The following is a 22,061-nucleotide window of genomic DNA, read 5'->3' as shown; positions in this document are numbered from 1 at the left end:
TCGAGGACGGCAGCGACATCGGGCGCGCCAAGGCGCAGCACATGTACATGAATTCGATGGTCCGCCCAGGATTTGTCGCCGCGGGCTTGCCTGCGGGCTTTCCTGCGGACTGGGGAAAAATCACCCACCCCGGGGGACAATCGAGAGAGGTCCGACCCGAGGAGGCCACACCCATGCCGCCACGCCGCGCCGCAGACAAACTGCCCGGGGACCCCGTCCACCACCCCATCTTCGCCCGGTTCTACGCCCGCCAGAGCGTTGCGGCCGAACGCATGGTCGGCCCGTACCGCGAGGAACTCCTCGACGGCCTCTCCGGCCGCGTCATGGAGATCGGCGCGGGCAACGGCCTGAACTTCGCTCACTATCCCCGCACCGTCTCGGAAGTCGTGGCGCTCGAACCCGAGCGCACCCTGAGGCAGTTGGCGGTGACGGCGGCCCTCCGCGCCGAGATCCCGGTCGACGTGGTGCCGGGCGCGGCCGAGGCCCTGCCGGTGAAGAGCGAGGCGTTCGACGCGGTCGTGGCCTCCCTGGTGCTGTGCACCGTGCGCGACCTGCCGCGGTCCCTGGCCGAGATGCGGCGGGTGCTGCGCCCGGGCGGCCAGCTGCGGTTCTTCGAACACGGCCTCGCCCCGGAGAGCGCGGCGATGCGCGGGGTGCAACGGGCCCTGGACCGCACGGTGTGGCCGTTCTTCGCGGGCGGCTGCCACGTCGCGCGGGACCCGCTGGCCGCGATCGCGGCGGCGGGCCTGGAGGTGGAGACTTACCGCAGGGTGCTGCTCCCGCCGAAGGGGCCGCGGCTGCCGATGTCGTACTGCGTGCTCGGAACGGCCCGCCGCCCCCTGGAGTAAGGAGGCAGCCTTTGTTGACCGAGGAACCAGAGGAGCCAGCGGGGCAAGCCGGACCAGCGGGCATCGCCGCCCGGGCGCGCGGCCTGACCAAGGCGTACGGCACCGGCCCGACCGCGGTGCTCGCCCTGAACGGGGTGGACGTGGACATCGCGCGCGGCCGGTTCACCGCCGTCATGGGCCCTTCCGGCTCCGGCAAGTCCACGCTGATGCACTGTCTCGCCGGGCTCGACTCGGTCACCGCGGGTGAGGTGTGGCTCGGCGAGCGGGAGATCACCGGGCTCAAGGACCGGGAGCTGACCCGGCTGCGCCGGGACTCCGTGGGCTTCATGTTCCAGTCGTTCAATCTGCTGCCCACGCTCACGGCCGCCGAGAACATCACGCTTCCCATGGACATCGCGGGCCGCAGGCCCGACCGGGCCTGGCTCGACCGGGTCATCGACACGCTGGAGCTGCGGGACCGGCTCACGCACCGCCCGGCGCAGCTCTCCGGCGGCCAGCAGCAGCGCGTGGCCTGCGCCCGGGCGCTCGCCTCGCGGCCCGAGCTGATCTTCGCGGACGAGCCGACCGGGAACCTGGACTCGCGGGCCAGCCTCGAACTGCTCGGCTTTCTGCGCGAGGCGGTGGACTCGCTCGGCCAGACGGTGGTCATGGTGACCCACGACCCGACCGCGGCGGCCCACTCCGACCTGGTCCTTTTCCTGGCGGACGGCCGGATCGTGGACCGGATGCCGGGCCCGACGGCCGAGGCGGTCCTGGAACGGATGCGCCTCTTCGCCGGGGAGCTCCCCGAACCCGCCGAGCGCCCCACTCCCTCTCCAACCACCGACTCTCCACCCACCGAACTCCACGACCCCGAGAACCCCCCAGAGGCGGCCTCATGCTGAAGGCGACCTTCCGGAGCTTTCTCGCGCACAAGGGGCGGCTCGCGCTCTCCGCCCTCGCGGTCGTCCTGTCCGTGGCGTTCGTCGCCGGGAGCCTGATCTTCTCGGACACGGTGTCCCGTACCTTCGACCGGCTCTTCGCCTCGACCGCGGCCGATGTCGCCATCACCCCGAAGGAGGGCGTCGCCGAGCACCTCCCGTCCGGGACCACGCCGACCCTGGCGGCCGACGTGGCCGAGCGCATCGCGGACGTGCCCGGCGTCGCGCGCGCCCACCTGGACGCGCGCGTCGAGCGGCTGACCGTCGTCGACGAGCGCAACGAACCGGTCGGGCCGACCACCGGCGCCCCCACCATCGCCACCAACTGGTATGTCACGGACCGCAGTCCGGTGCGCCTGACCGACGGGCACGCCCCGCGCGGCCCCGGCGAGGCGCTGCTCGACGCGGACACCGCAAAGAAGAAGGACGTGGCGATCGGCGACACCCTGAAGGTGCTCGCGCCGCCCGGCTCGTTCGAGGTCGAGGTGGTCGGCATCGCCACCTTCACGACCACCAACCCGGGCGCGGCCCTCGTCTACCTGGACACACCGACCGCGCAGCGGAAGCTCCTCGGCGACCCGGACCGGGCCACCGGCATCTCGGTCACCGCGGCGCCCGGCATCAGCGACGCCGAGCTCAAGCGGAACCTCGCCGAGCGCCTCGGCACCGCGTACGAACTCCGTACCGCGGACGAGCAGGCGAAGTCGGCCGCCGCGCAACTGGGCACGTTCCTGGACGTCATCAAGTACGTGATGGTGGGCTTCGCCGGGGTGTCGGTCCTGGTCGGGATCTTCCTGATCGTCAATACGTTCTCGATGCTGATCGCCCAACGCACCCGTGAGCTCGGCCTGTTGCGGGCGCTCGGCGCGGACCGGCGGCAGGTGCGCCGCTCGGTGCTCGCCGAGGCGCTGCTCCTCGGTCTCGTCGGTTCGACACTGGGCCTGGCGGCGGGGGTCGGGCTCGCGGTCGGCCTGATCGCGTTGATGGGTGTCTTCGGGATGAACCTGAAGAGCACCGAGATGGTGTTCGCGTGGGTGACTCCGGTGGCGGCGTACGTCATCGGGGTCGGTGTCACGCTCATCGCCGCGTATCTTCCGGCCCGCCGGGCCGCCCGTGTCCCGCCGATGGCGGCGCTGGCGGACGCCGAAGTCGCGGGGGTGGGGCGGCCGTTGACCGTGCGGGCGGTGGCGGGTGGTCTGGTCGGCGCCGCCGGGGCGGCCGCGCTCGCCGGGTGTGCGGTCAGTGCGGACACCGGGTCGGCCGCGGCGCTGCTCGGCCTGGGTGTGGGCCTCACGCTGATCGCCACGGTCGTGGCGGGGCCGCTCCTGGTACGCCCGGTGATCCGGGTCCTGGGCGCCGCGTTCCCCGCGGTGTTCGGCTCTGTGGGCCTGATGAGCCGGCGTAACGCGCTGCGCAACCCGCGCCGCACCGGTGCCACCGCGGCCGCCCTGATGGTGGGCCTCGCCCTGGTGACCGGGCTTTCGGTGGCGAGCGCGTCCATGACGGCGTCGTTCGACGAGCAGATCGACAAGACGCTCGGCGCCGACTTCGTGGTGCAGGACCGGACCTTCCGGCCGTTCCCGCGGGAGATCACCGAGAAGGTGCAGGCCGCCGCGGGCGGCGGTCTCGTCGTACGCCACCGCTTCGTGCCGCTCGCGCTGCGGCTGCCGGACGGTACGCGGGTGGAGTCCATCGCGGGGGCGTACGAGCCGCGGCTCGACGAGGTCGCGAACATCGAGTACGTCGCCGGGGACACGGCGGCGGCGCTGGCCGAGGGCCGGATCGCCATGGACCACGCGTTCGCCGCCGAGCACCGGGTGCGCGTCGGCACGGAGCTGGCGGCCGAGTTCCCCGGCGGCCGCAGGACCGAGCTGACCGTGGGGGCGCTCACGGACCAGGGCGGTACGGGCGGTCCTGGGGCGCGGGGCAACCTGTTCATGGGCATGGCCACGGCGGACGCGCTGCTGCCCGGCGGTGGGCGGGCCGTCCAGGACGGGGCGCTGTTCGTGAACGCCGCGCCCGGCACCGACCCCGCGACGCTGCGGGCCACCCTGGAGCGGGTCCTCGACCCGTATCCGCAGGTGCAGGCGCGCGACCAGGCCGACTACAAGGATCTGATCCGCGAACAGATCTCAGTGCTGCTGTACCTGGTGTACGCGCTGCTCGGCCTGGCGATCGTCATCGCGGTCCTCGGCGTGATCAACACCCTTGCCCTGTCCGTGGTGGAGCGCACCCGTGAGATCGGGCTGCTCCGCGCCATCGGCCTGTCCCGGCGGCAGCTGCGCCGGATGATCCGCCTGGAGTCCGTGGTGATCGCGGTGTTCGGCGCGGTGCTCGGCCTGGGCCTCGGCCTGGTGTGGGGCCTGGCCGTGCAGCAGGTACTCGCCCTGGAGGGCATGACCGCGCTGGCCATTCCGTGGGGCACGGTCGTGGCGGTGGTCCTGGGGTCGGTGGTGGTGGGGCTGGCGGCGGCGCTGCTGCCCGCGCTGCGCGCGTCGCGGATGAACGTCCTTGAGGCCATCGCTCACGAATGACGACGGGGCGTGGGGACTGTGCCCCCAGACCCCGCCATCATTTTTCTACTTCTCCGGCTCCCACATCGTCGCCGTCGTCAGATACGTCGGCAGGCTGTCCTTGGTGTCCCGGTTGATCTTCCGGATCCAGAGGTGGACGACGCGCTTCTCCTCGGTCTCCAGACAGATCCCGGTGTTCGCCTTGAACACCGAGTCGTTGCGCAGCTTGTCCAGGGGCACCGGGTTGGGCAGCGAGCTGTTGCGGGCGCTCTTCAGGCAGGCGCTCGGGGTGGGGAACTCCTGCGTGGTGGTGCTCATGATCGAGCCCGCCGTGGCCTGCAGGCCCTCCTCCTCGTCCGGCTCCTGGCAGGCGTGGTACGCGAGCGCGCCCAGGTAGTCCGCGGCGCCGATGTTGCCGGGGTGCGCGATCTGGAAGTCCTCGTCCGGGTCGATGTGGATCGTGTCGCACTTGGAGACGCTGGTGGACGTCTGCGGCTTGGGCGCCTGGAGGGTGACCGCCTTGTCCTGCTGCGTGAGGCGCCAGCCCGGCTCGGTCTTGGTGTTCCCGGCGGGCTCCTCGCCACCCTCGTTGCCGCCTGTGGAGCCGCCCGGAGTCTCGGCGGGGTCGACGTCACCGTTCTTGCCGCCGCCGTCGGCGTCGGCGTCGCTGCCGCCGTTCGACGCGTCGCCGCCCTGGGTCTGCTTCCCCGCGGCCTGCCCGCCCGGCTCCGCGGAGCCGTCCTCGGCGAGCAGCTTGTAGCCGAACACCGAACCAACGCCGCCCACGACCAGGGCTCCGGCGACGGCCGCCGCGACGATCAGCGGGGTACGGCTCTTCCGCCGGGTGCCGTCCCCCTGCGCCGCGGGCTGCGGGGGCTGCGTCGGCAGCTGGGCGAACGGGCCCGGGGCACCCGCCGGGGGCTGGGCCGGAGGTGCGCTCGGGGCCGGGGGCCCCGCGGCCGGGGGCGTACTCGGGGCCGGGGGCTGGGCCGGGGGCGTACTCGGGGCCGGGGGCTGGGCCGGGGGCGCGCTCGGGGCCGGGGGCCGAAAGCCGGGGGGCGTGACCTGGGGCGGCGTGATCGGCCCCGCGTTCGACCCCCCGTCCATGGTCTGCCGCTCCTGCGCCGCGACGGCCGCGGCCACGCCCGGCGGCAGCCACCAGCCCTCGCCGCGGCTCAGGCCCGCCTGCCCGGCGAGGGCGGCGCAGCGCTCGACGATGTCCTCCGGGGACGGCCGCGCCGTCGGCTCCTTGGCCAGACAGCTCTGGATCAGGCCGCGCAGCTCCTGCGGACAGTCCTCAAGGTCCGGCTCGTTGGCGACGATGCGGTACAGGACCGCCTGCGGGGAGCTGTCGCCATCGCCCCCGTACGGGTGCCCGCCGGTGACCGCGTAGAACATGATCAGGCCGAGCGCGAACACGTCCAGGGCGGGGGTGAGTTCACCACCGGTGGCCTGCTCGGGCGCCATGTACGCGGGGGTGCCGAGGGCCACGCTGGTGCCGGTGAGCGCCGCGCTGTCGGCGGCGCGGGCGATGCCGAAGTCGATGACGCGCGGGCCGTCGGCGGCGAGCAGCACGTTGGAGGGCTTCAGGTCGCGGTGCACGATGTCCGCGCCGTGAATCGTCTTGAGGGCCTCGGCCATGCCACCGGCCAGCTTCAGAACGGTCTCCAGCGGCAGCGCCCCGTACTGCGAGACGGCGACGGAGAGCGGGGGTCCGGGGACGTACGCCGTCGCGAGCCACAGCTCGGTGCCCTCGGTGCGGCTGTCCAGGACGGGCGCGGTGTAGGGGCCCTGGACCCGGCGGGCCGCGGTCACCTCCTGGGTGAACCGCTCCTTGAACACCGGGTCCTGCGCGTACTCACGGCGTACCACCTTCAGCGCCACCGGCTGGCCGCCGCGGGTGTGCGACAGATAGACCACGCCCATGCCGCCCTGGCCCAGACGTCCCCTGAGGTGGTAACCGGCTATCTCCGTGGGCTCGTCCGGAGCCAGTTCTTCCATCGCTGTGCGCCTCCCCGTGTGGTGGAGTGCACATGATACGAACGCGTCCCGACGGCCCGACCCGCACCCGTCCTCAGGGGATGACCCGGCGCTGCGCGGCCAGGACGATGCGCTCAAGGCTGGGGCTGTGCGCGCCCCGCCAGTAGACGCGGCCGCACTCCGGGCAGCGCGTGAAGGTGTCGTACGTACGGCGGGTGCCCGGCCGCAGCAGGTGCTCGACCTCGTCCTTCGGCACCGGTGTGAGCGGGGTGGCGTTGCACGCCACGCACCGGGTCCACGGTTCGAGCCGCGGCTCGAACCGCTCGAGCACATCGGCGAATTGACGGTCCGTGCCACTGCCGCGCACATACGCGCCCATCCACAGCGCCCTGCGGCGAAGCAGCCCGCGGTCCTGGGTCAGCAGCACCCGGCGCTCGGCGTTCGCCTGCGCGATCAGCGCGTCGTCGTCCATGTCGTTGCGGTACGCGGCGTCCAGGCCGACGAGCCGCAGCCGCCGGGCCAGTGCGCCCAGATGGACATCGAGGACCAACCGCAGCGGCTCGGGCCGTGCCTGCGGGCGCGCTACGGGTCGTACGTCCACGTGGTCGCCCGCGCGCGGCCGGTACGAGGGAGCGACGGGCCGCCCGTCGACGAGCAGCAGGCCGACTTCCGGCAGCGGAACGCCGAGGGACTCGACGACATGGCCGAGCGACGAGGTGCCGTCGGGCGTCACCCGTATCTCGCCTGCCCCTCGGTGCCGGGACGGCAGGAACAGGCGGAGCTCGACGGGAAAGCGGAGGCGGAGCACCGACTCATCCACATTTTCATTCTTCCGCATCACGTATCCGTGCCGTCGACTCGGGTGCCGCACCTGGGGGCTGCGCCCCCAGACCCCCCTTTCGCCCCTGAACTGGGCTCGTCCTCAAACGCCGGACGGGCTGAAATGGCTCAGTAAGGAGTCGGGCGGACTTCGAAGCCGTTCAGGCCCTCCTGTTCCTCGTCTTGGACGAATACGTGGTCCACGATCGCGGTGGGCGGGCCCTGGTGGGCCCAGTCGACCAGGGTCGCCACGCGGTCCGGCGGGCCTTCGAATACGGCCTCCACCGTCCCGTCCGGGAGATTCCGCACCCAGCCCGCGACCCCGTTCTCCAGGGCCGTACGGCGGCAGGTGTCGCGGAAGAAGACGCCGTGCACGTCCCCGGTGACCACCACGCGTTTGCGCGCCATGCCTGCCTCCTATTCCGGGTGTCCCGCTATTCCGGGTGTCCCGCGTGCTCCGGCGTCCGGCTGACCGTACAGCCCGCCGCCGCGGCCGCGCGGGCGAAGACGACGGCATCGTGGACGGCCGCCCCGCCCGGGTCGTTGTTGAAGTAGACGTACACATCCGCCGTGTCCGGCCAGGTGTCGGCGATGCGCCGGGCCCAGCTGGTCAGGGCCTGGCGGCCGTAGCGCGGCCAGGGCTCGGCGCGGCCGTGGTGCAGCCGCAGATAGCCCCAGTCGGCGGTCCGCCACAGCGGCGTCACCGGCCGGGACTCGGCGTCCGCCCAGCACAGCGCGGCGCCCCGCTGCTCGAGTACCTCCCGCACCTCGTCCGTCCACCACGAGTCGTGCCGCGGCTCGACGGCCACCCGGGTGCCGGACGGGAAGGAGCGGAGGCACGCGTCGAGGGTGGCCGCGTCGGCGCGCAGCGTGGGCGGCAGCTGGAGCAGCACGGGGCCGAGCCGTGGGCCGAGGCCCACCGCGTGGGTCATCAGGCGGTGCACCGGCTCCTCCGGGGCGCGCAGCCGCTTGATGTGCGTCAGATAGCGGCTCGCCTTGAGCGCCATCACGAAGCCGTCGGGGGTGCGCTCCCGCCACGTGGCGAAGTTCTCCTCGGTGGGGAGTCGGTAGAACGCGTTGTTGGACTCGACCGTGGCGAACTTTCTGGCGTACTCCTCCAGCCACAGCCGTTGCGGCACATCGGACGGGTAGAGGACGCCGCGCCAGTCCTTGTACTGCCACCCGGAGGTTCCGACGAGGACGCTCATGCCGCCAGTATCAGCGGCCGCCCGCGGACCCGCAGACCGGCGCCGCTGGGCCCAGGGAAACCCGGTCGCCGGGCAGGCCGGTGCTCTGCTTGGCTCGCCCCATGAGTGATCTCCACATCCGCTGCGCCACCCTCGCCGATATCGACGCCGTGCTCGAGTTCTGGCGTACGGCCGCCGAAGGCACGAGCATCAGCGACGACCGGGACGGAGTGGCCCGCCTCGTCACGCGGGACCCCGAGGCCCTGCTCCTCGCGGAGTGCGAGGGCGTCCTCACGGGGACCGTGATAGCGGGCTTCGACGGTTGGCGCTGCCACCTGTACCGGCTCGCGGTCCACCCGGACCACCGCCGCCAGGGCATCGGCGGTGCGCTGCTCGCCGCCGCGGAGGAGCGTTTCGTACGGCTCGGTGGGCGCCGCGGGGACGCGATGGTCCTGGTCGAGAACGAGCAGGGCAAGCACGCGTGGCGAGCGGCGGGCTACGGGCCCGAGGAGCGGTGGCGGCGCTGGGTGAAGCCGCTGACGGACCGCTAGGGCGTGTCCGATGGGTCCTGCCGGGGTCGCGGCGTCTGGCACGCACATCTGCGGCGTTGTCGTCAGTTGCCGACGCTCCGCGTCGCCGCCTTCCTCCGCCTTGCAGCTGCACGCACCAGACGCCGCTCGGGCCACCCGGCCAGTGCCGCCGTCCGAATCCGGCCTGACCCATCGGACACGCCCTAGAGCCCCTGCCCGCCGGTCCTTTGCTATTTGCCGGTCCTTTACTATTGGGGAAATCGATCGTTACGAAAACCGCTATCCGAAAGGTGTGAGCGTCCGCCCATGGGCGAGCCTCCTAGTACCAGCGCGTCGGCCGCCCGGCCGAGGTACCGACATCGCGCGTCCGTCCGTCCCCTGCCCGATCATGGGACGGAGGTGACCCGATGACCGAAGTACTCCTGCTGCTGCTCGCCCTGTTGCTCACGCTGCTGTGCGGGGTCTTCGTGGCCGCCGAGTTCTCCCTCACGACCGTGGAGCGCAGCACCCTGGAGCGCGCCGTCGCCGACGGTGAGCGGGGTGCCGAGAGCGCACTCAAGGCGGCGCGCAGTCTGACCTTCCAGCTCTCCGGGGCGCAGCTCGGCATCACGGTCACAGGCCTGATCATCGGCATGCTCGCCGAGCCGTCGCTCGGCAAGCTGCTCGCCGGGCCGCTCGACGACCTCGGCGTGCCGCGCGCCGCCGCTCACAGCACGGCCCTGATCATCGCCACCGCCGTATCGACCGTCGTCCTGATGGTCGTCGGCGAGCTGGTGCCGAAGAACTGGGCGATCTCCTCGCCGCTGGGCGTGGCCCGGCGCGTGGCCGCCCCGCAGCGCTGGTTCAGCGCCGCCTTCAAGCCGTTCATCACGCACCTCAACAACACGGCGAACCGTTCCGTGCGCCGCTTCGGCATCGAGCCCGCCGAGGAGCTGGCCTCCGCCCGCGGCCCGCAGGAACTCGTCGCGCTCGCCCGGCACTCGGCGAAGGAGGGCGCCCTGGAGGCGGACACGGCCGAGCTGTTCGTACGCACCCTCAACCTCGCCGACCTCACCGCGGAGAACGTGATGACCCCGCGTGTGCAGGTCATGGCGCTCGAGGCGGCCGCGACCGCGGAGGACGTGGCGTCCGCGACCCGGGCGACGGGCCTGTCCCGGTTCCCGGTCTACCGCGGCAACTTGGACACGGTCGTCGGCGTCGCGCACATCAAGGACGTCCTCGCCGTGCCCGCCGAGCGTCGCCCCCGCTTCCCCGTCGTGGAGCTGATGCGCGAGCCGCTGCTCGTGCCGGAGACCCTGACCGTCGACCGGCTGCTCGACCGGATCTCCGGGAAGCGGACCATGGCCGTCGTCATCGACGAGTACGGCGGTACGGCGGGCGTGGCCACCCTGGAGGACATCGTCGAGGAGGTCGTCGGCGACGTGCGCGACGAGCACGACCCGCACGAGACCCCCGATCTGGCCCCGGCCGGGACGGACGCGGACGGACGCCGCCTGTACTCGGCGGACGGCGCCGCCCGCACGGACCAGCTCGCCAAGATCGGCCTGCGCGTCCCGGAGGGCCCGTACGAGACCCTGGCCGGACTTGTGGCCGCCGAGCTCGGCCAGATCCCGGCGGTCGGGGACACCCTGACCGTGGCCGGGTGGCGGCTCGACGTCGTGGACGCCTCCGGGCACCGGGCCGCGCGCGTGCTCCTGCACGCCCCGGCCCGTACCGCTGAGGGGGATGGCCGATGACCGCCGTCCAACTCCTCATCGGCCTGGCGTCCCTGGTTCTCAACGCGTTCTTCGTCGGCGCCGAGTTCGCCCTGATCTCCGTGCGCCGCAGCCAGATCGAACCCTTCGTGGACAAGGGCGACCGGCGGGCCCGCAGCGTGCTGTGGGGCCTGCAGCACGTGTCGCAGCTGATGGCCGCGGCGCAGCTCGGCATCACGCTGTGCACCCTGGTCCTCGGTGTGGTCGCCGAGCCCGCGATAGCGCATCTCCTGGAGCCCGTCTTCGACGCGGTGGGCGTGCCGCACGGCCTGATCCACCCGATCTCGTTCGTGATCGCGCTCTCCCTGGCGACGTATCTGCACATGCTGCTCGGCGAGATGATCCCGAAGAACATCGCGCTCGCCGAGCCGGTGCGCAGCGCGCTGCTGCTCGGGCCGCCGCTCGTGGCGCTCACCCGGGCCCTGCGTCCGGTGATCTTCGCCATCAACGCCTTCGCGAACGGCCTGCTCAAGCTGCTCAGGGTGGAGCCGAAGAACGAGGTCGACGCGACGTTCTCGGACGATCAACTGGCCCGTATGGTCAAGGACTCCGGCGCCGCGGGCCTGATCGACGACCGCGCCCAGGAGCGCCTGTACGACGCGCTCGAACTGGGCCGCCGCCCGGTACGGGACGTCGTGCTCCCCCTGGAGCGCGTGGTGTACGCCGAGCTCGGCGTGACGCCCGACCGGCTTGAACGGCTCTCCGCCGAGTCCGGGTTCTCGCGCTTCCCGGTGGTGGACCAGGGCCGCCGGATCGTGGGCTATCTGCACGTCAAGGACGCCCTGGACCAGACGCCCCGGGATCTGCCGTTCCGCATCCGGGAGCTACGGCCGATCGCCCGGGTACGGGAGCTGACGCCGCTCGACGACGTCCTGACGGCGATGCGCCGCAGCCGCACCCATGTGGCGGCGGTGCTCGGACAGGACGGCCGCCTGGCGGGCCTGGTCACGATGGAGGATGTGCTGCGGGAGCTGTTCGGGCAGCCCGCGTAGGGGCCGGGGGGCGTAGGGCCTGTGTCGGAAGTCGCGGCGCCTTCCCTTCGGGCGGATGCCCGGAGGGCGGGCTCCGCGCCCGCGGCGGAGCCGCTGATGGACGCAGTCGGTGCGTGCGATCGCAAGGCGGAGGGTCGCCCCGATACTGGATGTATCGGGGCGCGCCCGACAACGCAGCGAGCGTGCGTGCCCGGCGTCGTCGGGCAGGCGGGACTTCCGACACAGGCCCTAGGGCAGGGCCCGCGGAAGGGGCGCGGATGAGTCAGCTGGTCCTTCGTGACGTGTCGTTCGGTTACCCGGAGCGGCCCGTGCTCGACCGGGTCTCGCTCTCCGTACCGCCCGGCGAACACGTCGGGGTGATCGGCGAGAACGGCTCCGGCAAGTCCACGCTGCTCCGCCTGATCGCCGGTCTCGCCGCGCCCGCGGACGGCGAGGTGGCCGTGGTCGCGGACGGCGGCACCGGCTATCTCGCGCAGACCCTGACGCTGCCCCCGCACGCCACCGTGCGGGACGCGGTCGACGACGCGCTCGCCGAACTGCGGGACCTGGAGCGACGGATCAGGGCCGCGGAGCAGACCCTGGGCGAGGCGTCACCGGCCGAGCTCAAGGCGTACGGCGATCTGGTGGCCGCCTTCGAGGGACGGGACGGGTACCGGGCGGACGCCCGCCTCGACGCCGCGCTGTACGGGCTCGGCGTGCCGCAGCTGGCTCCGGACCGCACCCTGGGCTCGCTCTCCGGCGGCGAGGCGGCCCGGCTCGCGCTCGCCTGCGTCCTTGCACCCGCGCCCGAGCTGCTGCTCCTGGACGAGCCGACCAACCACCTCGACTCGGCGGCGCTGGCCTGGCTGGAGGAGCGGCTGCGCGCGCACCGCGGCACGGTGCTCGCGGTCACCCACGACCGGGTGTTCCTCGACGGGTTCGCGGACGCCATCGTCGAGGTCGACGGCGACCGGCACACCGTGGCCCGCTACGGCGGCGGCTGGCCCGGCTATCTGGCCCAGCGCACCGCGGCCCGGCGCCGCTGGGAGCAGCGGTACCGCGAGTGGCGCGACGAGGTCGAGCGGCAGGAGCAGATCGCCGAGAGCCAGGCCGCGCGGCTCGCGTCGGGCCGACGGATGCGGGACAGCAGTACGTTCGCGAAGTTCTCGAAGCATCAACGCTCGGTCGAGAGCCAGGTCTCCGGGGTCGTACGCCAGGCCCGTGAGCGGCTGCGCAGGCTGCACGCGGAACCGGTGCCACGACCGCCGGACCCGCTCCGCTTCCGCGCGACGGTCCCGGTCCCGACCGCGCCGCTCGACCCGGAAACCGGCGAACCCCTCGTGGAACCGGTGGAGTTGACGGACGTCGAGGTGAACGGGCGCCTCTCGGTGGACCACCTGCGCCTCGAACCCGGCGCCCGGCTCCTGGTCACCGGCCCGAACGGCGCGGGCAAGTCGACCCTGCTCGCGGTCCTCGCGGGCGAACTCGCCCCGGACCGCGGCGAGGTGACCCGTCCCGCACAGGTCGGCCACCTGCCGCAGGAGGTCCCCTTCGGCGGCTCGCCGCTCCCACTGCTCGACGCGTTCGCCGCCGGGCTCGGCGGTCTCCCCGAGGACCACGCGGAGGCGCTGCTCGCCCTCGGCCTGTTCCGCGAGGAGGACCTGACGGTCGCGGTCAGCGGGCTCTCGGTCGGCCAGCGCCAGCGCCTCGCCCTGGCCCGTCTGGTGTCCCGCCCGGCGGACCTGCTGCTCCTCGACGAGCCGACGAACCACGTCTCGCCCGCGCTGGCCGAGGAGTTGGAGGAGGCGCTGGCGGCGTACCCGGGCACGCTGATCGTCGTCTCCCACGATCGCAGGCTCCTCGACCGCTTTGACGGGAAGCGGGTGTGGATGGCGGAGGGCCGGTTCGAGGGGGCCTGGGGCGGAGGGCGGTTCGAGGGAGCCTAGGGCGGCGTGTCGGGTGGCCCCTATCAGCCCGTCCGGCGTTTGAGGACGACCCCTAGCCCAACGCCCTCTCGTCGATCACGGGCATCTCCGAGCCCCCGGGGTGCCACAGGTCCAAGAACCCCGGCTGCAACGACGCGTCAAGCAGTTCGACCCGCGCCCCGATCGACTCCATCCGGTGGTACGCGAACGCCCTCCCGTACGGGCAACCGCTGAACTCCTGCGGCAGCCCGTGCCGTTCGAGGCGCGCGGCTCCATCCTCCAGGGAGCTGGTCCAGAAGCCCAGGTGGTCGAAGCGGGCGCCCGCCGACGCGTCCCAGGGGCTTCCTGGCGGGCCCTGGATCAGTTCGATGAAGGGTGGGCCGCCCGCGCTGAAGGTGAGCCGGTACTCCCAGTCGCCGAGCCGGTGCGTCCTCGGCTCGCGCCATTCGACTCCGGCCGCGTTGCTGAAGTCCCGCATGGCGGGCTCGAGTTCGGGCACGACGAAACAGACGTGGTAGTGGGTGGTCATCCGCGCAGGGTGCCATCGCGGCGACGGCTCTCGCAGCTGATTTCCGTGTACGTCAGGGGACACTGCGTACCGGCACGGAGCGCGCACGGGCCGCCCGATAGCATCCGTTCCGCCATGGAGATGAATGTCAGCTACACCAGTCTCGTCGCGGTCGGCGACTCGTTCACCGAGGGCATGTCGGACCGCGGGCCCGACGGCTCCTACCGCGGCTGGGCCGATCTGCTCGCGGCCCGGATGGCCGCCGCGACGCCCGGCTTCCGGTACGCGAACCTGGCCGTGCGCGGCAAGCTGATCGGGCAGATCGCCGCGGAGCAGGCGGACGCGGCGGCCGCGCTCAAGGCCGATGTCGTCACGCTGGTGGGCGGCCTGAACGACACGCTCCGGCCGCAGTGCGACCTGGGCCGGGTACGGGCCCTGCTCACGCAGGCCGTGGAGAAGCTCGCGCCCTCCTGCAAGCAGCTCGTCCTGATGCGCAGCCCGGGGCGGCACGGCCCGGTCCTCGAACGGTTCCGGCCGCGCATGGAGGAGCTCTTCGGGTACGTCGACGAGCTCGCGGAGCGGCATGGGGCCGTCGTCGTCGACCTGTACGGCGCCGCCGTCCTCGGAGACCAGCGGCTCTGGGACGTCGACCGGCTGCATCTGACGGCCGAGGGGCACCGCCGGGTCGCCGAGGCGGTCTGGCAGCGGCTCGGGTACCCGGCCGCGGAGGACTGGCGGGCCACGCTGCCGCCCGCGGCGCGCCCCGGCTGGGCGGCGCGGCGCCTGGCCGACGCGCGGTTCGCGCGGGAGCACCTGGTGCCGTGGATCGGCCGCCGTCTGACCGGCCGTTCCTCCGGGGACGGCCGGAGTGGGGCGCATTTCGACGCGGCCAACGGCCGGGCGTTCTGGATCACGCCGGTCGACGACGCCCGTCCGGGACCGGTCACGGGCTGGCGCCGGGTCGAGTCGTAGCCTCGCGGTGCCCCGCGCGCTCTCGTACGTTCCGACAACCGGGACGCGGGCACTGGCCTGCGGAAAGCACAAGTAAACTGGCCGACTGTGACTGCAAAGCCTCGCATCCCCAATGTCCTCGCCGGCCGCTACGCCTCCGCCGAGCTCGCCACCCTCTGGTCCCCCGAGGAGAAGGTGAAGCTGGAGCGCCGGCTCTGGCTCGCCGTCCTGCGCGCCCAGAAGGACCTCGGGATCGAGGTGCCGGACGCCGCGCTCGCCGACTACGAGCGCGTCCTCGACCAGGTCGACCTCGCCTCGATCGCGGAGCGCGAGAAGGTCACGCGGCACGATGTGAAGGCCCGCATCGAGGAGTTCAACGCCCTCGCCGGACACGAGCAGGTCCACAAGGGCATGACCTCCCGTGACCTCACGGAGAACGTCGAGCAGCTGCAGGTCCGCCGCTCCCTCGAGCTGATGCGGGACCGCACGGTCGCCGTCCTGGCCCGCCTGGGCAAGCTCGCGGGCGAGTACGGCGAGCTGGTCATGGCCGGGCGCTCGCACAACGTGGCCGCGCAGGCCACCACCCTCGGCAAGCGGTTCGCGACCGCCGCCGACGAGCTCCTGGTGGCCTACGGCCGGATCGAGGAGCTGCTCTCCCGCTACCCGCTGCGCGGCATCAAGGGCCCGGTGGGCACCGCCCAGGACATGCTCGACCTGCTCGGCGGCGACGCCGGGAAGCTGGCCGACCTGGAGCGCCGGATCGCCGGGCACCTGGGCTTCGCCCAGGCCTTCACCTCCGTCGGCCAGGTCTACCCGCGCTCCCTCGACTACGAGGTCGTCACGGCGCTCGTGCAGCTGGCGGGCGCGCCGTCCTCGCTCGCCAAGACGATCCGTCTGATGGCCGGGCACGAGCTGGTCACCGAGGGCTTCAAGCCGGGCCAGGTCGGCTCCTCGGCGATGCCGCACAAGATGAACACCCGCTCCTGCGAGCGCGTCAACGGCCTCATGGTGATCCTGCGCGGGTACGCGTCGATGACCGGCGAGCTGGCGGGTGACCAGTGGAACGAGGGCGACGTGTCCTGCTCGGTGGTACGCCGGGTCGCGCTGCCCGACGCGTTCTTCGCGCTCGACGGTCTCCTGGAGACGTTCCTGACGGTGCTCGACGAGTTCGGCGCGTTCCCGGCCGTGGTCGCTCGCGAGCTGGACCGTTACCTGCCGTTCCTCGCCACCACCAAGGTGCTGATGGGCGCGGTGCGCGGCGGTGTGGGCCGGGAGATCGCACACGAGGCGATCAAGGAGAACGCGGTGGCGTCCGCGCTCGCGATGCGCGAGCAGGGTGCCGAGCGCAATGAGCTCCTCGACAAGCTGGCCGCGGACGAGCGCATTCCGCTGGACCGTGCGGAGCTCGACGCCCTGATGGCCGACAAGCTCTCCTTCACCGGCGCGGCCGCCGACCAGGTGGCGACGGTCGTGGGCCGGATCGAGGAGATCGTGAAGCAGCACCCGGAGGCCGCGGGGTACGCACCGGGAGCGATCCTCTGACCCGCACCCGTCGCTACTCCCGCGAGGAGCTGGAGGCCGCCCGCGATCGCGTCGTTCCCGACGTGACCGCGGGCCGTCTGCGTGTGCTGTTCTGCGGGATCAACCCGAGCCTGATGACCGCGTTCACGGGGCACCACTTCGCCCGGCCGGGCAACCGGTTCTGGCCGGTGCTCCATCTGTCGGGGTTCACGCCGCGGCGGCTCGCGCCCGCGGAGCAGGGCGAGTTGCTGACGTATGGGCTCGGCATCACGAATGTGGTGGCCCGGGCCACGGCTCGGGCGGATGAGCTCGCGCCCGAGGAGTACGTGGCGGGCGGCCGGATCCTCGACGCGAAGGTGGCCCGCCTTCGGCCCGGGTGGCTCGCGGTGGTCGGCATCACCGCCTACCGCGCCGCGTTCGGGGAGCGGCATGCCCGGATCGGGCCGCAGGAGCGGCTCGTCGGGGGGCGGCCGGTTTGGGTGTTGCCGAACCCCAGTGGCCTGAACGCGCATTGGACGGCCGAGACGATGGCGGAGGAGTACGCGCGGCTGCGCTCCGCCGCGGTCTCTTCGTCGCACTGAACCAGGGGGTGGCGCGAAGCGCCTCGGTTTGTTACGGCTTGCGGGCCACCGCGCCGTACTGGGCGACCTGGGTCGCGTCGTCGTACGCCCCGGCGCGCCAGCGTGCGCAGGAGACTAGGCCCGGCTCGAGGAGTTCGAGGCCGTCGAAGAACGAGGCGATCTCCTCGCCGGTGCGGGCGGTGATCGGGGGCTTGGCGTTCTTGTTCCAGAAGGCCATCGCGTCCCGGTTGCCCTCGCCGCCCAGTTCGAGGGTGGGGTGGGTGAGGGCGAGATAGCTGCCGGAGGGCACCGCGGCCATGAGGCGGCGGACGATGGCGCGGGCCTCGTCGGTGTCCAGGATGAAGTTGAGGATGCCCAGCATCATCACGGCGACCGGGCGCTCGAAGTCGAGGGTCTCGGCGGCGGTACGGAGGATCGCGTCCGGGTCGTGCGCGTCGGCGTCGATGTACGCGGTGACGCCCTGGGGGTGGCCGGTGAGCAGGGCGCGGGCGTGGGCCAGGACGATCGGGTCGTTGTCGACGTAGACGACGCGGGCGTCCGGGGCGATGCGCTGGGCGACCTCGTGGGTGTTCTCCGCGGTGGGCAGGCCCGTGCCGATGTCCAGGAACTGGCGCATGCCCGCCTCGCCCACGAGGTGGCGGACCGCGCGGCCGAGGAACCGGCGGTCGGCGCGGGCGACTTCGCCGATGCTCGGGTACATGGCGGTGACCCGGTCGCCTACCTGCTCGTCGACGGCGTAATGGTCCTTGCCGCCGAGCCAGTAGTTCCAGACGCGGGCGTTGTGTGCGACCTGGCCGCTGTGCTCACTCACGAACCCATCTTGGCATGAGGTGTTGACGCACGGCATGCGGTGCCGGGTACGTAAGGAGCGGACCCTACGGCGGGTCCACCGTCGTCGCCACCGCGACTAAGCGCAGCAGCGTCTCCCCGTCCCCGTGTGTGACGCCCACGGCGAGCCAGCGGTCGTCGGCCCGCCACAGATACACATCCGGCGTCATCCAGCTCAGGCCGAGCCACGGTTCCGGTATCGATTCCCCCTCGCCCGCCCGTATCCGCACACCTTGCAGGCCGATCCACTGGGGCTCGCCCCATCGCGGTGCGAGCAGCCGTATCAGCGCGGTGCGCTCCGCCTCGTACTGCTCCGCGGCCGCGGCCCGTGCCGTGCCGTCGTCGTCCCAGAACTCGGCGCGGCTCAGCTCGACGACCCGGTGGCCGGACGGCTCCTCGGAGCACAGTCGGGTGACGGCGGCGAGATGTGCACTCATGCCTCAAGTAAAGCCGCCCGCACTGACAATGGGCCCGCGCGGGCGACCGCTCTCGGCCGTCACACGTCCCTGCGCCGCACCAGCCATCCGCCCGCGAGCACGGCGGCCGCCGCCCACAGCGCGAGGACGCCGATCCCCGTCCACGGGCCGAGCCCGTCGCCCGGGTCGGCGTGCAGGATCTGCTGGCCCGCGCGGTCCGGCAGATAGTCCGCCGCGGACCCGGCCACGTCTCCGACCACGAACGACACGATCAGGACGAACGGGAGGAGGATGCTGAGCACCGCCACGCCGCTGCGCAGGACCGCCGTGAGTCCGGCCGCGAGCAGCGCCATCAGGGCCAGGTAGAGGCCCGCGCCGAAGCAGGCCCGCAGTGCGCCGGGGGCGTCGAGGCCGATGGCGTACGGCCCCATGAAGGCCTGCCCGAGCAGGAACGACGTAAAGCTGGTGACCAGGCCCACGGCGAGCGCGAGTGCCCCGACGACCGTCACTTTGGCGGCGTAGAACACTCCCCTGCGGGGCACGGCGGCGAGCGAGACGCGCAGCGCGCCGTTCAGATACTCGGAGGAGAACGCGGTGGCACCGAACGCGATGGCCGCGATCTGGCCGAAGTTGAGGGCGTAGAACGCGCCGAAGACGGCTTCGAAGCCGGGGTTGTCGGCCTCGGCCTGGCCGACGGTGCCGACGGCGAGAGCGGTGATGCCGACGGTCACGAGGAAGACGGCGAGCAGGGAACCGGCCGTGCCGCGCAGCGACTTGACCTTGATCCACTCGGAGTGGAGCACGGCGGTGGGTGCGGACATGCGTCAGCCTTTCTCGGGGCGGGCGGCCACCGCGGTGGCGGCGGGGCGGGCGGCGTACTGCGTCTCGTCGGCGGTGAGCGCGAGATAGGCGTCCTCCAACGTGGCTTCCTCGGCGGCCAGTTCGAGGATCGGCACCCCGGCGCCCGCGGCGAGCGGCCCGATGTCCGCCACGCGCGCGTCGGGCACGGTCCACGACCCGTCGGCGGCGCGCTCGGGCGCGTAGCCGCGCGACTCCAACAGGCCGCGCAGAGCCCGGTCGTCGGTGGTGCGCACCCGCACCCGGGGGCGTACCTGCGCGTCGATGAAGTCCTGCATGGGCGTGTCCGCGAGCAGTCGGCCGCGGCCGAGGACGACCAGGTGGTCCGCGAACGACGCGGTCTCGTTCATGAGATGGCTGGAGACGAGGACCGTACGGCCCTCGCGGGCGAGGCGCCGCATCAGCTCGCGGATCCAGATGATGCCCTCGGGGTCGAGGCCGTTGGAGGGTTCGTCGAGCATGAGGACGGCCGGGTCGCCGAGCAGCGCGGCAGCGATGCCGAGGCGCTGGCGCATGCCGAGCGAGTACGTGCGGACCCGGCGCCGGGCCACGTCGGCGAGGCCCGCCTCTTCGAGGACGGCGTCGACCCTGCGGGCGGGGACTCGGTTGCTCGCGGCGAGCGCGAGGAGATGGTCGCGGGCGGTGCGCGAGCCGTGCGCGGCCCCGGCGTCGAGCAGCGCGCCGACGTGGCGCAGCGGTTCGTCGTATGTGGCGTAGGCGCGGCCGCCGAGCAGAGCGCTGCCGGAGGTGGGGCGGTCGAGGCCGAGGACGAGCCGCATGGTGGTGGACTTGCCGGCGCCGTTGGGCCCGAGGAAGCCGGTGACGCGGCCGGGCTCGACGCGGAAGGTGAGCTCGTCCACGGCGCGGGTCGTGCCGTACTCCTTGGTGAGTTCGAGGACGTCGATGCTGGTCATGGGGACAGCCTGGCCGGACCGGAGGGGGCTTCCCTCCCCCGTGGGTGGCTTCCTTCTCCCTCCTGCGGGGGAGCCGGGGCGACGGCGGCCGCTGGCACGATGAACGGCATGCGCATCCCGTCGCCCCTGCGGCACCTGCCACGGCCCCGGCGTCTGCTGCGTCCCCTGACGCGTGCGGTGACGTACACCCGGTGGCTGCACCTGTGGATCGCGATCGTGATCATCGGCCTGTGGCAGTTCGTCTTTCCGGGCCTGCGCATGCTGTGGGTGCCGGTGCTGCTTGTGGCCGCGGCGGGGCTTGTGCCGTGGGTGCGGCTTTCGGAAGGGACGCAGGCGCGGTTTCTGCTGTTTCCCTCCGGGCGGTCCGAGGTCCGGGATCAGAGCGGTGAGGCGATCGCGGCGGCGCCGTCCGCGTCCTGGTCCGACCGGGGCCGGACCGTCGTCTGGCTGCTGGCCCGCCTGGGCCTGGGCTCGTCGGTCGCGCTGCTGTCCGCGCAGTTGCCGATGCTCACCGTCGACCTGGTCGCGCAGGCGGCGGGCGGGCGACCCGACGCGGCCACGTTCGTCGCGCTGCCGGGTCACCACTGGTCGTACGCGCTGCTCGCGCCGCTGCCCCTGGTGGTACTCGCGGCGGCCGTGGTGCTCGGCGGGAAGCTGATCACGGTCCTTGCGGTACGGCTGCTCGGCCCGTCGCCCGCCGAGCGGATGGCCGCCCTGGAGGAGCGTACGGAGCAGCTGCTCGAGCGCACCCGGATCGCCCGCGAACTGCACGACTCCATCGGCCACGCGCTGACCGTGGCGGTGGTGCAGGCGGGCGCGGCGCGGGCCGCGGGGGACGCGGAGTTCACCGACCGGGCCCTGGGCGCCATCGAGGAGACCGGCCGTACGGCCCTGGAGGACCTGGAGCGGGTCCTGCGGGTGCTGCGCGAGGACCGGCCACCGGCGAGCGGGCGCCCGACCCTCGCGGACGCGGAACGGCTGCTCGACTCGGCCCGCTCGTCCGGCGCGAAGGTCGACGCGGAGGTGACCGGCCCGGTGGAGCGGCTGCCGGGCCCGGTGACCCGCGAGGGGTACCGCATCCTCCAGGAGTCCCTCACCAATGTGCTGCGGCACGCGGCGGGCGCGGAGGTACGCGTCCGTATCGCCGTCACGGACCGCTGCCTGGAGCTGGAGCTGACCAATCCCCTTGCGGGGGCACCGCAGCGTGGCGGCGGAGGCGGCAGTGGTCTGCGCGGGATCCGTGAGCGGGTGGCGCTGCTCGGCGGTACGGCGCGGACGGGAGCGTGCGACGGGCAGTGGCGGGTGTGGGCCGAACTGCCCCTCCCCGAACACCGGAGGGCCTGACTGTCTAGGCTTGCTGCTCGTGCCGGTCACTGTCCTCCTCGTCGACGATGAACCCCTCGTACGCGCGGGCCTGCGGGCCGTCCTGGAAGCGCAGCCCGATATCGAGGTGGTGGGCGAGGCGGCCGACGGGGCGTCCGTGATCCCCTTGGTGCGCCAACTGCGCCCGGACGTCGTCGCCATGGACGTACGGATGCCGCTCATGGACGGCATCGAGGCCACCCGCGCGGTGCTCCGCACGGTGCCTCAGCCGCCGAAGATCGTCGTGATCACGACGTTCGAGAACGACGAGTACGTCTACGAGGCGCTGCGCGCCGGCGCCGACGGGTTTCTCCTCAAGCGGTCCCGGCCCGCGGAGATCGTGCACGCGGTACGCCTCGTCGCCGAGGGCGAGTCGCTGCTGTTCCCTGCCGCGGTGCGGTCCCTGGCGGACTCGTACGGGACGGCGTACGGCAATCCGCAGGCGCGCGACGCCCTGGACCGGGCGGGGCTGACCGAGCGGGAGTCGGCGGTGCTGCGGCTGATGGCGCGCGGCCTGTCGAACGCGGAGATCGCGGCGCAGCTCGTGGTGGGCACCGAGACGGTCAAGTCCCATGTCAGTGCCGTACTGGCGAAGTTGGGCGCGCGGGACCGTACGCAGGCGGTGATCGCGGCGTACGAGTCGGGGTTCGTGTCACCGGCCTGAGCCACCCCACA

Annotated in this window: 21 protein-coding genes; 12 read left to right on the top strand and 9 right to left on the bottom strand. The window is 72.8% G+C overall.

Annotated elements, in window-relative coordinates; translation table 11 throughout:
- Positions 1-173 precede the first annotated feature (173 nt).
- The 3 genes from ACWD10_RS30785 to ACWD10_RS30775 are packed head-to-tail and all read left to right on the top strand — an operon-like array spanning position 174 to position 4,302.
- Positions 174-848 (top strand): class I SAM-dependent methyltransferase, encoded by a 675-nt coding sequence (locus ACWD10_RS30785; protein WP_451096848.1) that lies wholly within the window; start codon positions 174-176, stop codon positions 846-848.
- A 14-nt stretch (positions 849-862) separates the two neighbouring features.
- On the top strand, positions 863-1,732 hold the full coding sequence (locus ACWD10_RS30780) for an ABC transporter ATP-binding protein (RefSeq protein ID WP_451096846.1): 870 nt from the start codon (positions 863-865) through the stop codon (positions 1,730-1,732).
- Complete coding sequence (locus tag ACWD10_RS30775; RefSeq protein WP_451096844.1) at positions 1,726-4,302, top strand: ABC transporter permease; 2,577 nt, start codon at positions 1,726-1,728, stop codon at positions 4,300-4,302. Before ACWD10_RS30780 ends, ACWD10_RS30775 begins: the two co-directional genes overlap by 7 nt.
- Before the next feature lie 45 nt (positions 4,303-4,347).
- On the opposite strand, the gene ACWD10_RS30770 is transcribed toward ACWD10_RS30775, so the two are convergent.
- From ACWD10_RS30770 to ACWD10_RS30755, 4 genes are all read right to left on the bottom strand, one after another.
- A complete protein-coding gene (locus ACWD10_RS30770) occupies positions 4,348-6,282 on the bottom strand; it encodes a serine/threonine-protein kinase (RefSeq protein ID WP_451096842.1) in 1,935 nt (644 codons plus the stop codon).
- Positions 6,283-6,355: 73 nt separating this feature from the next.
- Positions 6,356-7,099, bottom strand: a complete 744-nt coding sequence (locus ACWD10_RS30765) for a Mut7-C RNAse domain-containing protein (RefSeq protein ID WP_451096840.1) — start codon at positions 7,097-7,099, stop codon at positions 6,356-6,358.
- A 110-nt stretch (positions 7,100-7,209) separates the two neighbouring features.
- Entirely contained in the window at positions 7,210-7,488 is a 279-nt protein-coding gene (locus ACWD10_RS30760; RefSeq protein WP_451096838.1) for an acylphosphatase, read from the bottom strand.
- Between the two features lie 26 nt (positions 7,489-7,514).
- Positions 7,515-8,288 carry a DUF72 domain-containing protein gene (locus ACWD10_RS30755; RefSeq protein WP_451096836.1) on the bottom strand — a complete coding sequence of 258 codons (774 nt, stop codon included), beginning with the start codon at positions 8,286-8,288 and terminating at the stop codon, positions 7,515-7,517.
- A gap of 101 nt (positions 8,289-8,389) precedes the next feature.
- On the opposite strand from ACWD10_RS30755, the gene ACWD10_RS30750 reads away from it, so the two are divergent.
- The 4 genes from ACWD10_RS30750 to ACWD10_RS30735 all read left to right on the top strand — a co-directional run bounded on the left by ACWD10_RS30750 (position 8,390) and on the right by ACWD10_RS30735 (position 13,468).
- Entirely contained in the window at positions 8,390-8,818 is a 429-nt protein-coding gene (locus ACWD10_RS30750) for a GNAT family N-acetyltransferase (RefSeq protein WP_451096834.1), read from the top strand.
- 386 nt (positions 8,819-9,204) lie between these two features.
- Positions 9,205-10,533, top strand: coding sequence for a hemolysin family protein (locus tag ACWD10_RS30745; protein WP_451096832.1), 1,329 nt, complete (start codon positions 9,205-9,207; stop codon positions 10,531-10,533).
- Positions 10,530-11,543 (top strand): hemolysin family protein, encoded by a 1,014-nt coding sequence (locus ACWD10_RS30740; protein WP_451096830.1) that lies wholly within the window; start codon positions 10,530-10,532, stop codon positions 11,541-11,543. Before ACWD10_RS30745 ends, ACWD10_RS30740 begins: the two co-directional genes overlap by 4 nt.
- A 257-nt stretch (positions 11,544-11,800) precedes the next feature.
- Positions 11,801-13,468 (top strand): ABC-F family ATP-binding cassette domain-containing protein, encoded by a 1,668-nt coding sequence (locus ACWD10_RS30735; protein ID WP_451096828.1) that lies wholly within the window; start codon positions 11,801-11,803, stop codon positions 13,466-13,468.
- Positions 13,469-13,520: 52 nt separating this feature from the next.
- Here the strand turns inward: ACWD10_RS30735 and ACWD10_RS30730 are convergent, their stop codons facing one another.
- On the bottom strand, positions 13,521-13,976 hold the full coding sequence (locus ACWD10_RS30730) for a VOC family protein (protein ID WP_451096826.1): 456 nt from the start codon (positions 13,974-13,976) through the stop codon (positions 13,521-13,523).
- 114 nt (positions 13,977-14,090) lie between these two features.
- On the opposite strand from ACWD10_RS30730, the gene ACWD10_RS30725 reads away from it, so the two are divergent.
- From ACWD10_RS30725 to mug, 3 genes are all read left to right on the top strand, one after another.
- The gene (locus ACWD10_RS30725) at positions 14,091-14,927 is read left to right on the top strand and encodes an SGNH/GDSL hydrolase family protein (RefSeq protein ID WP_451096824.1); all 837 of its coding nucleotides are present in this window, start codon (positions 14,091-14,093) and stop codon (positions 14,925-14,927) included.
- An 87-nt stretch (positions 14,928-15,014) separates the two neighbouring features.
- Positions 15,015-16,448: an adenylosuccinate lyase gene (gene purB, locus ACWD10_RS30720; RefSeq protein WP_451096822.1), complete on the top strand. Its 1,434-nt coding sequence runs from the start codon at positions 15,015-15,017 to the stop codon at positions 16,446-16,448.
- 62 nt (positions 16,449-16,510) lie between these two features.
- Entirely contained in the window at positions 16,511-17,008 is a 498-nt protein-coding gene (mug, locus tag ACWD10_RS30715) for a G/U mismatch-specific DNA glycosylase (RefSeq protein ID WP_451096820.1), read from the top strand.
- A 31-nt stretch (positions 17,009-17,039) separates the two neighbouring features.
- Here the strand turns inward: mug and ACWD10_RS30710 are convergent, their stop codons facing one another.
- The 4 genes from ACWD10_RS30710 to ACWD10_RS30695 form a co-directional block, all read right to left on the bottom strand.
- Positions 17,040-17,819, bottom strand: a complete 780-nt coding sequence (locus ACWD10_RS30710; RefSeq protein WP_451096818.1) for an SAM-dependent methyltransferase — start codon at positions 17,817-17,819, stop codon at positions 17,040-17,042.
- Positions 17,820-17,883: 64 nt separating this feature from the next.
- Positions 17,884-18,273, bottom strand: coding sequence for a hypothetical protein (locus tag ACWD10_RS30705; RefSeq protein ID WP_451096816.1), 390 nt, complete (start codon positions 18,271-18,273; stop codon positions 17,884-17,886).
- A 59-nt stretch (positions 18,274-18,332) separates the two neighbouring features.
- A complete protein-coding gene (locus ACWD10_RS30700; RefSeq protein ID WP_451096814.1) occupies positions 18,333-19,073 on the bottom strand; it encodes an ABC transporter permease in 741 nt (246 codons plus the stop codon).
- A gap of 3 nt (positions 19,074-19,076) precedes the next feature.
- Complete coding sequence (locus ACWD10_RS30695; protein WP_451096812.1) at positions 19,077-20,024, bottom strand: ABC transporter ATP-binding protein; 948 nt, start codon at positions 20,022-20,024, stop codon at positions 19,077-19,079.
- A 108-nt stretch (positions 20,025-20,132) separates the two neighbouring features.
- Between ACWD10_RS30695 and ACWD10_RS30690 the strand changes: the two genes are divergently transcribed.
- A complete protein-coding gene (locus tag ACWD10_RS30690) occupies positions 20,133-21,368 on the top strand; it encodes a sensor histidine kinase (protein WP_451096810.1) in 1,236 nt (411 codons plus the stop codon).
- Between the two features lie 19 nt (positions 21,369-21,387).
- Positions 21,388-22,050 (top strand): response regulator transcription factor, encoded by a 663-nt coding sequence (locus tag ACWD10_RS30685; RefSeq protein WP_451096808.1) that lies wholly within the window; start codon positions 21,388-21,390, stop codon positions 22,048-22,050.
- Positions 22,051-22,061 lie beyond the last annotated feature (11 nt).

The organism is Streptomyces sp. NPDC002851 (assembly GCF_053591935.1).
This window is presented reverse-complemented; position numbering and strand designations above follow the sequence as displayed.

Coding starts and splice junctions, on each gene's coding strand:
- ACWD10_RS30740 (WP_451096830.1), top strand. CDS start 10,530: ATGACCGCCGTCCAACTCCTCATCGGCCTGGCGTCCCTGGTTCTCAAC.
- ACWD10_RS30770 (WP_451096842.1), bottom strand. CDS start 6,282: ATGGAAGAACTGGCTCCGGACGAGCCCACGGAGATAGCCGGTTACCAC.
- ACWD10_RS30695 (WP_451096812.1), bottom strand. CDS start 20,024: ATGACCAGCATCGACGTCCTCGAACTCACCAAGGAGTACGGCACGACC.
- ACWD10_RS30775 (WP_451096844.1), top strand. CDS start 1,726: ATGCTGAAGGCGACCTTCCGGAGCTTTCTCGCGCACAAGGGGCGGCTC.
- ACWD10_RS30745 (WP_451096832.1), top strand. CDS start 9,205: ATGACCGAAGTACTCCTGCTGCTGCTCGCCCTGTTGCTCACGCTGCTG.
- ACWD10_RS30785 (WP_451096848.1), top strand. CDS start 174: ATGCCGCCACGCCGCGCCGCAGACAAACTGCCCGGGGACCCCGTCCAC.
- ACWD10_RS30755 (WP_451096836.1), bottom strand. CDS start 8,288: ATGAGCGTCCTCGTCGGAACCTCCGGGTGGCAGTACAAGGACTGGCGC.
- ACWD10_RS30690 (WP_451096810.1), top strand. CDS start 20,133: ATGCGCATCCCGTCGCCCCTGCGGCACCTGCCACGGCCCCGGCGTCTG.
- ACWD10_RS30760 (WP_451096838.1), bottom strand. CDS start 7,488: ATGGCGCGCAAACGCGTGGTGGTCACCGGGGACGTGCACGGCGTCTTC.
- ACWD10_RS30750 (WP_451096834.1), top strand. CDS start 8,390: ATGAGTGATCTCCACATCCGCTGCGCCACCCTCGCCGATATCGACGCC.
- ACWD10_RS30705 (WP_451096816.1), bottom strand. CDS start 18,273: ATGAGTGCACATCTCGCCGCCGTCACCCGACTGTGCTCCGAGGAGCCG.
- ACWD10_RS30765 (WP_451096840.1), bottom strand. CDS start 7,099: ATGCGGAAGAATGAAAATGTGGATGAGTCGGTGCTCCGCCTCCGCTTT.
- ACWD10_RS30730 (WP_451096826.1), bottom strand. CDS start 13,976: ATGACCACCCACTACCACGTCTGTTTCGTCGTGCCCGAACTCGAGCCC.
- ACWD10_RS30735 (WP_451096828.1), top strand. CDS start 11,801: ATGAGTCAGCTGGTCCTTCGTGACGTGTCGTTCGGTTACCCGGAGCGG.
- ACWD10_RS30700 (WP_451096814.1), bottom strand. CDS start 19,073: ATGTCCGCACCCACCGCCGTGCTCCACTCCGAGTGGATCAAGGTCAAG.
- ACWD10_RS30725 (WP_451096824.1), top strand. CDS start 14,091: ATGGAGATGAATGTCAGCTACACCAGTCTCGTCGCGGTCGGCGACTCG.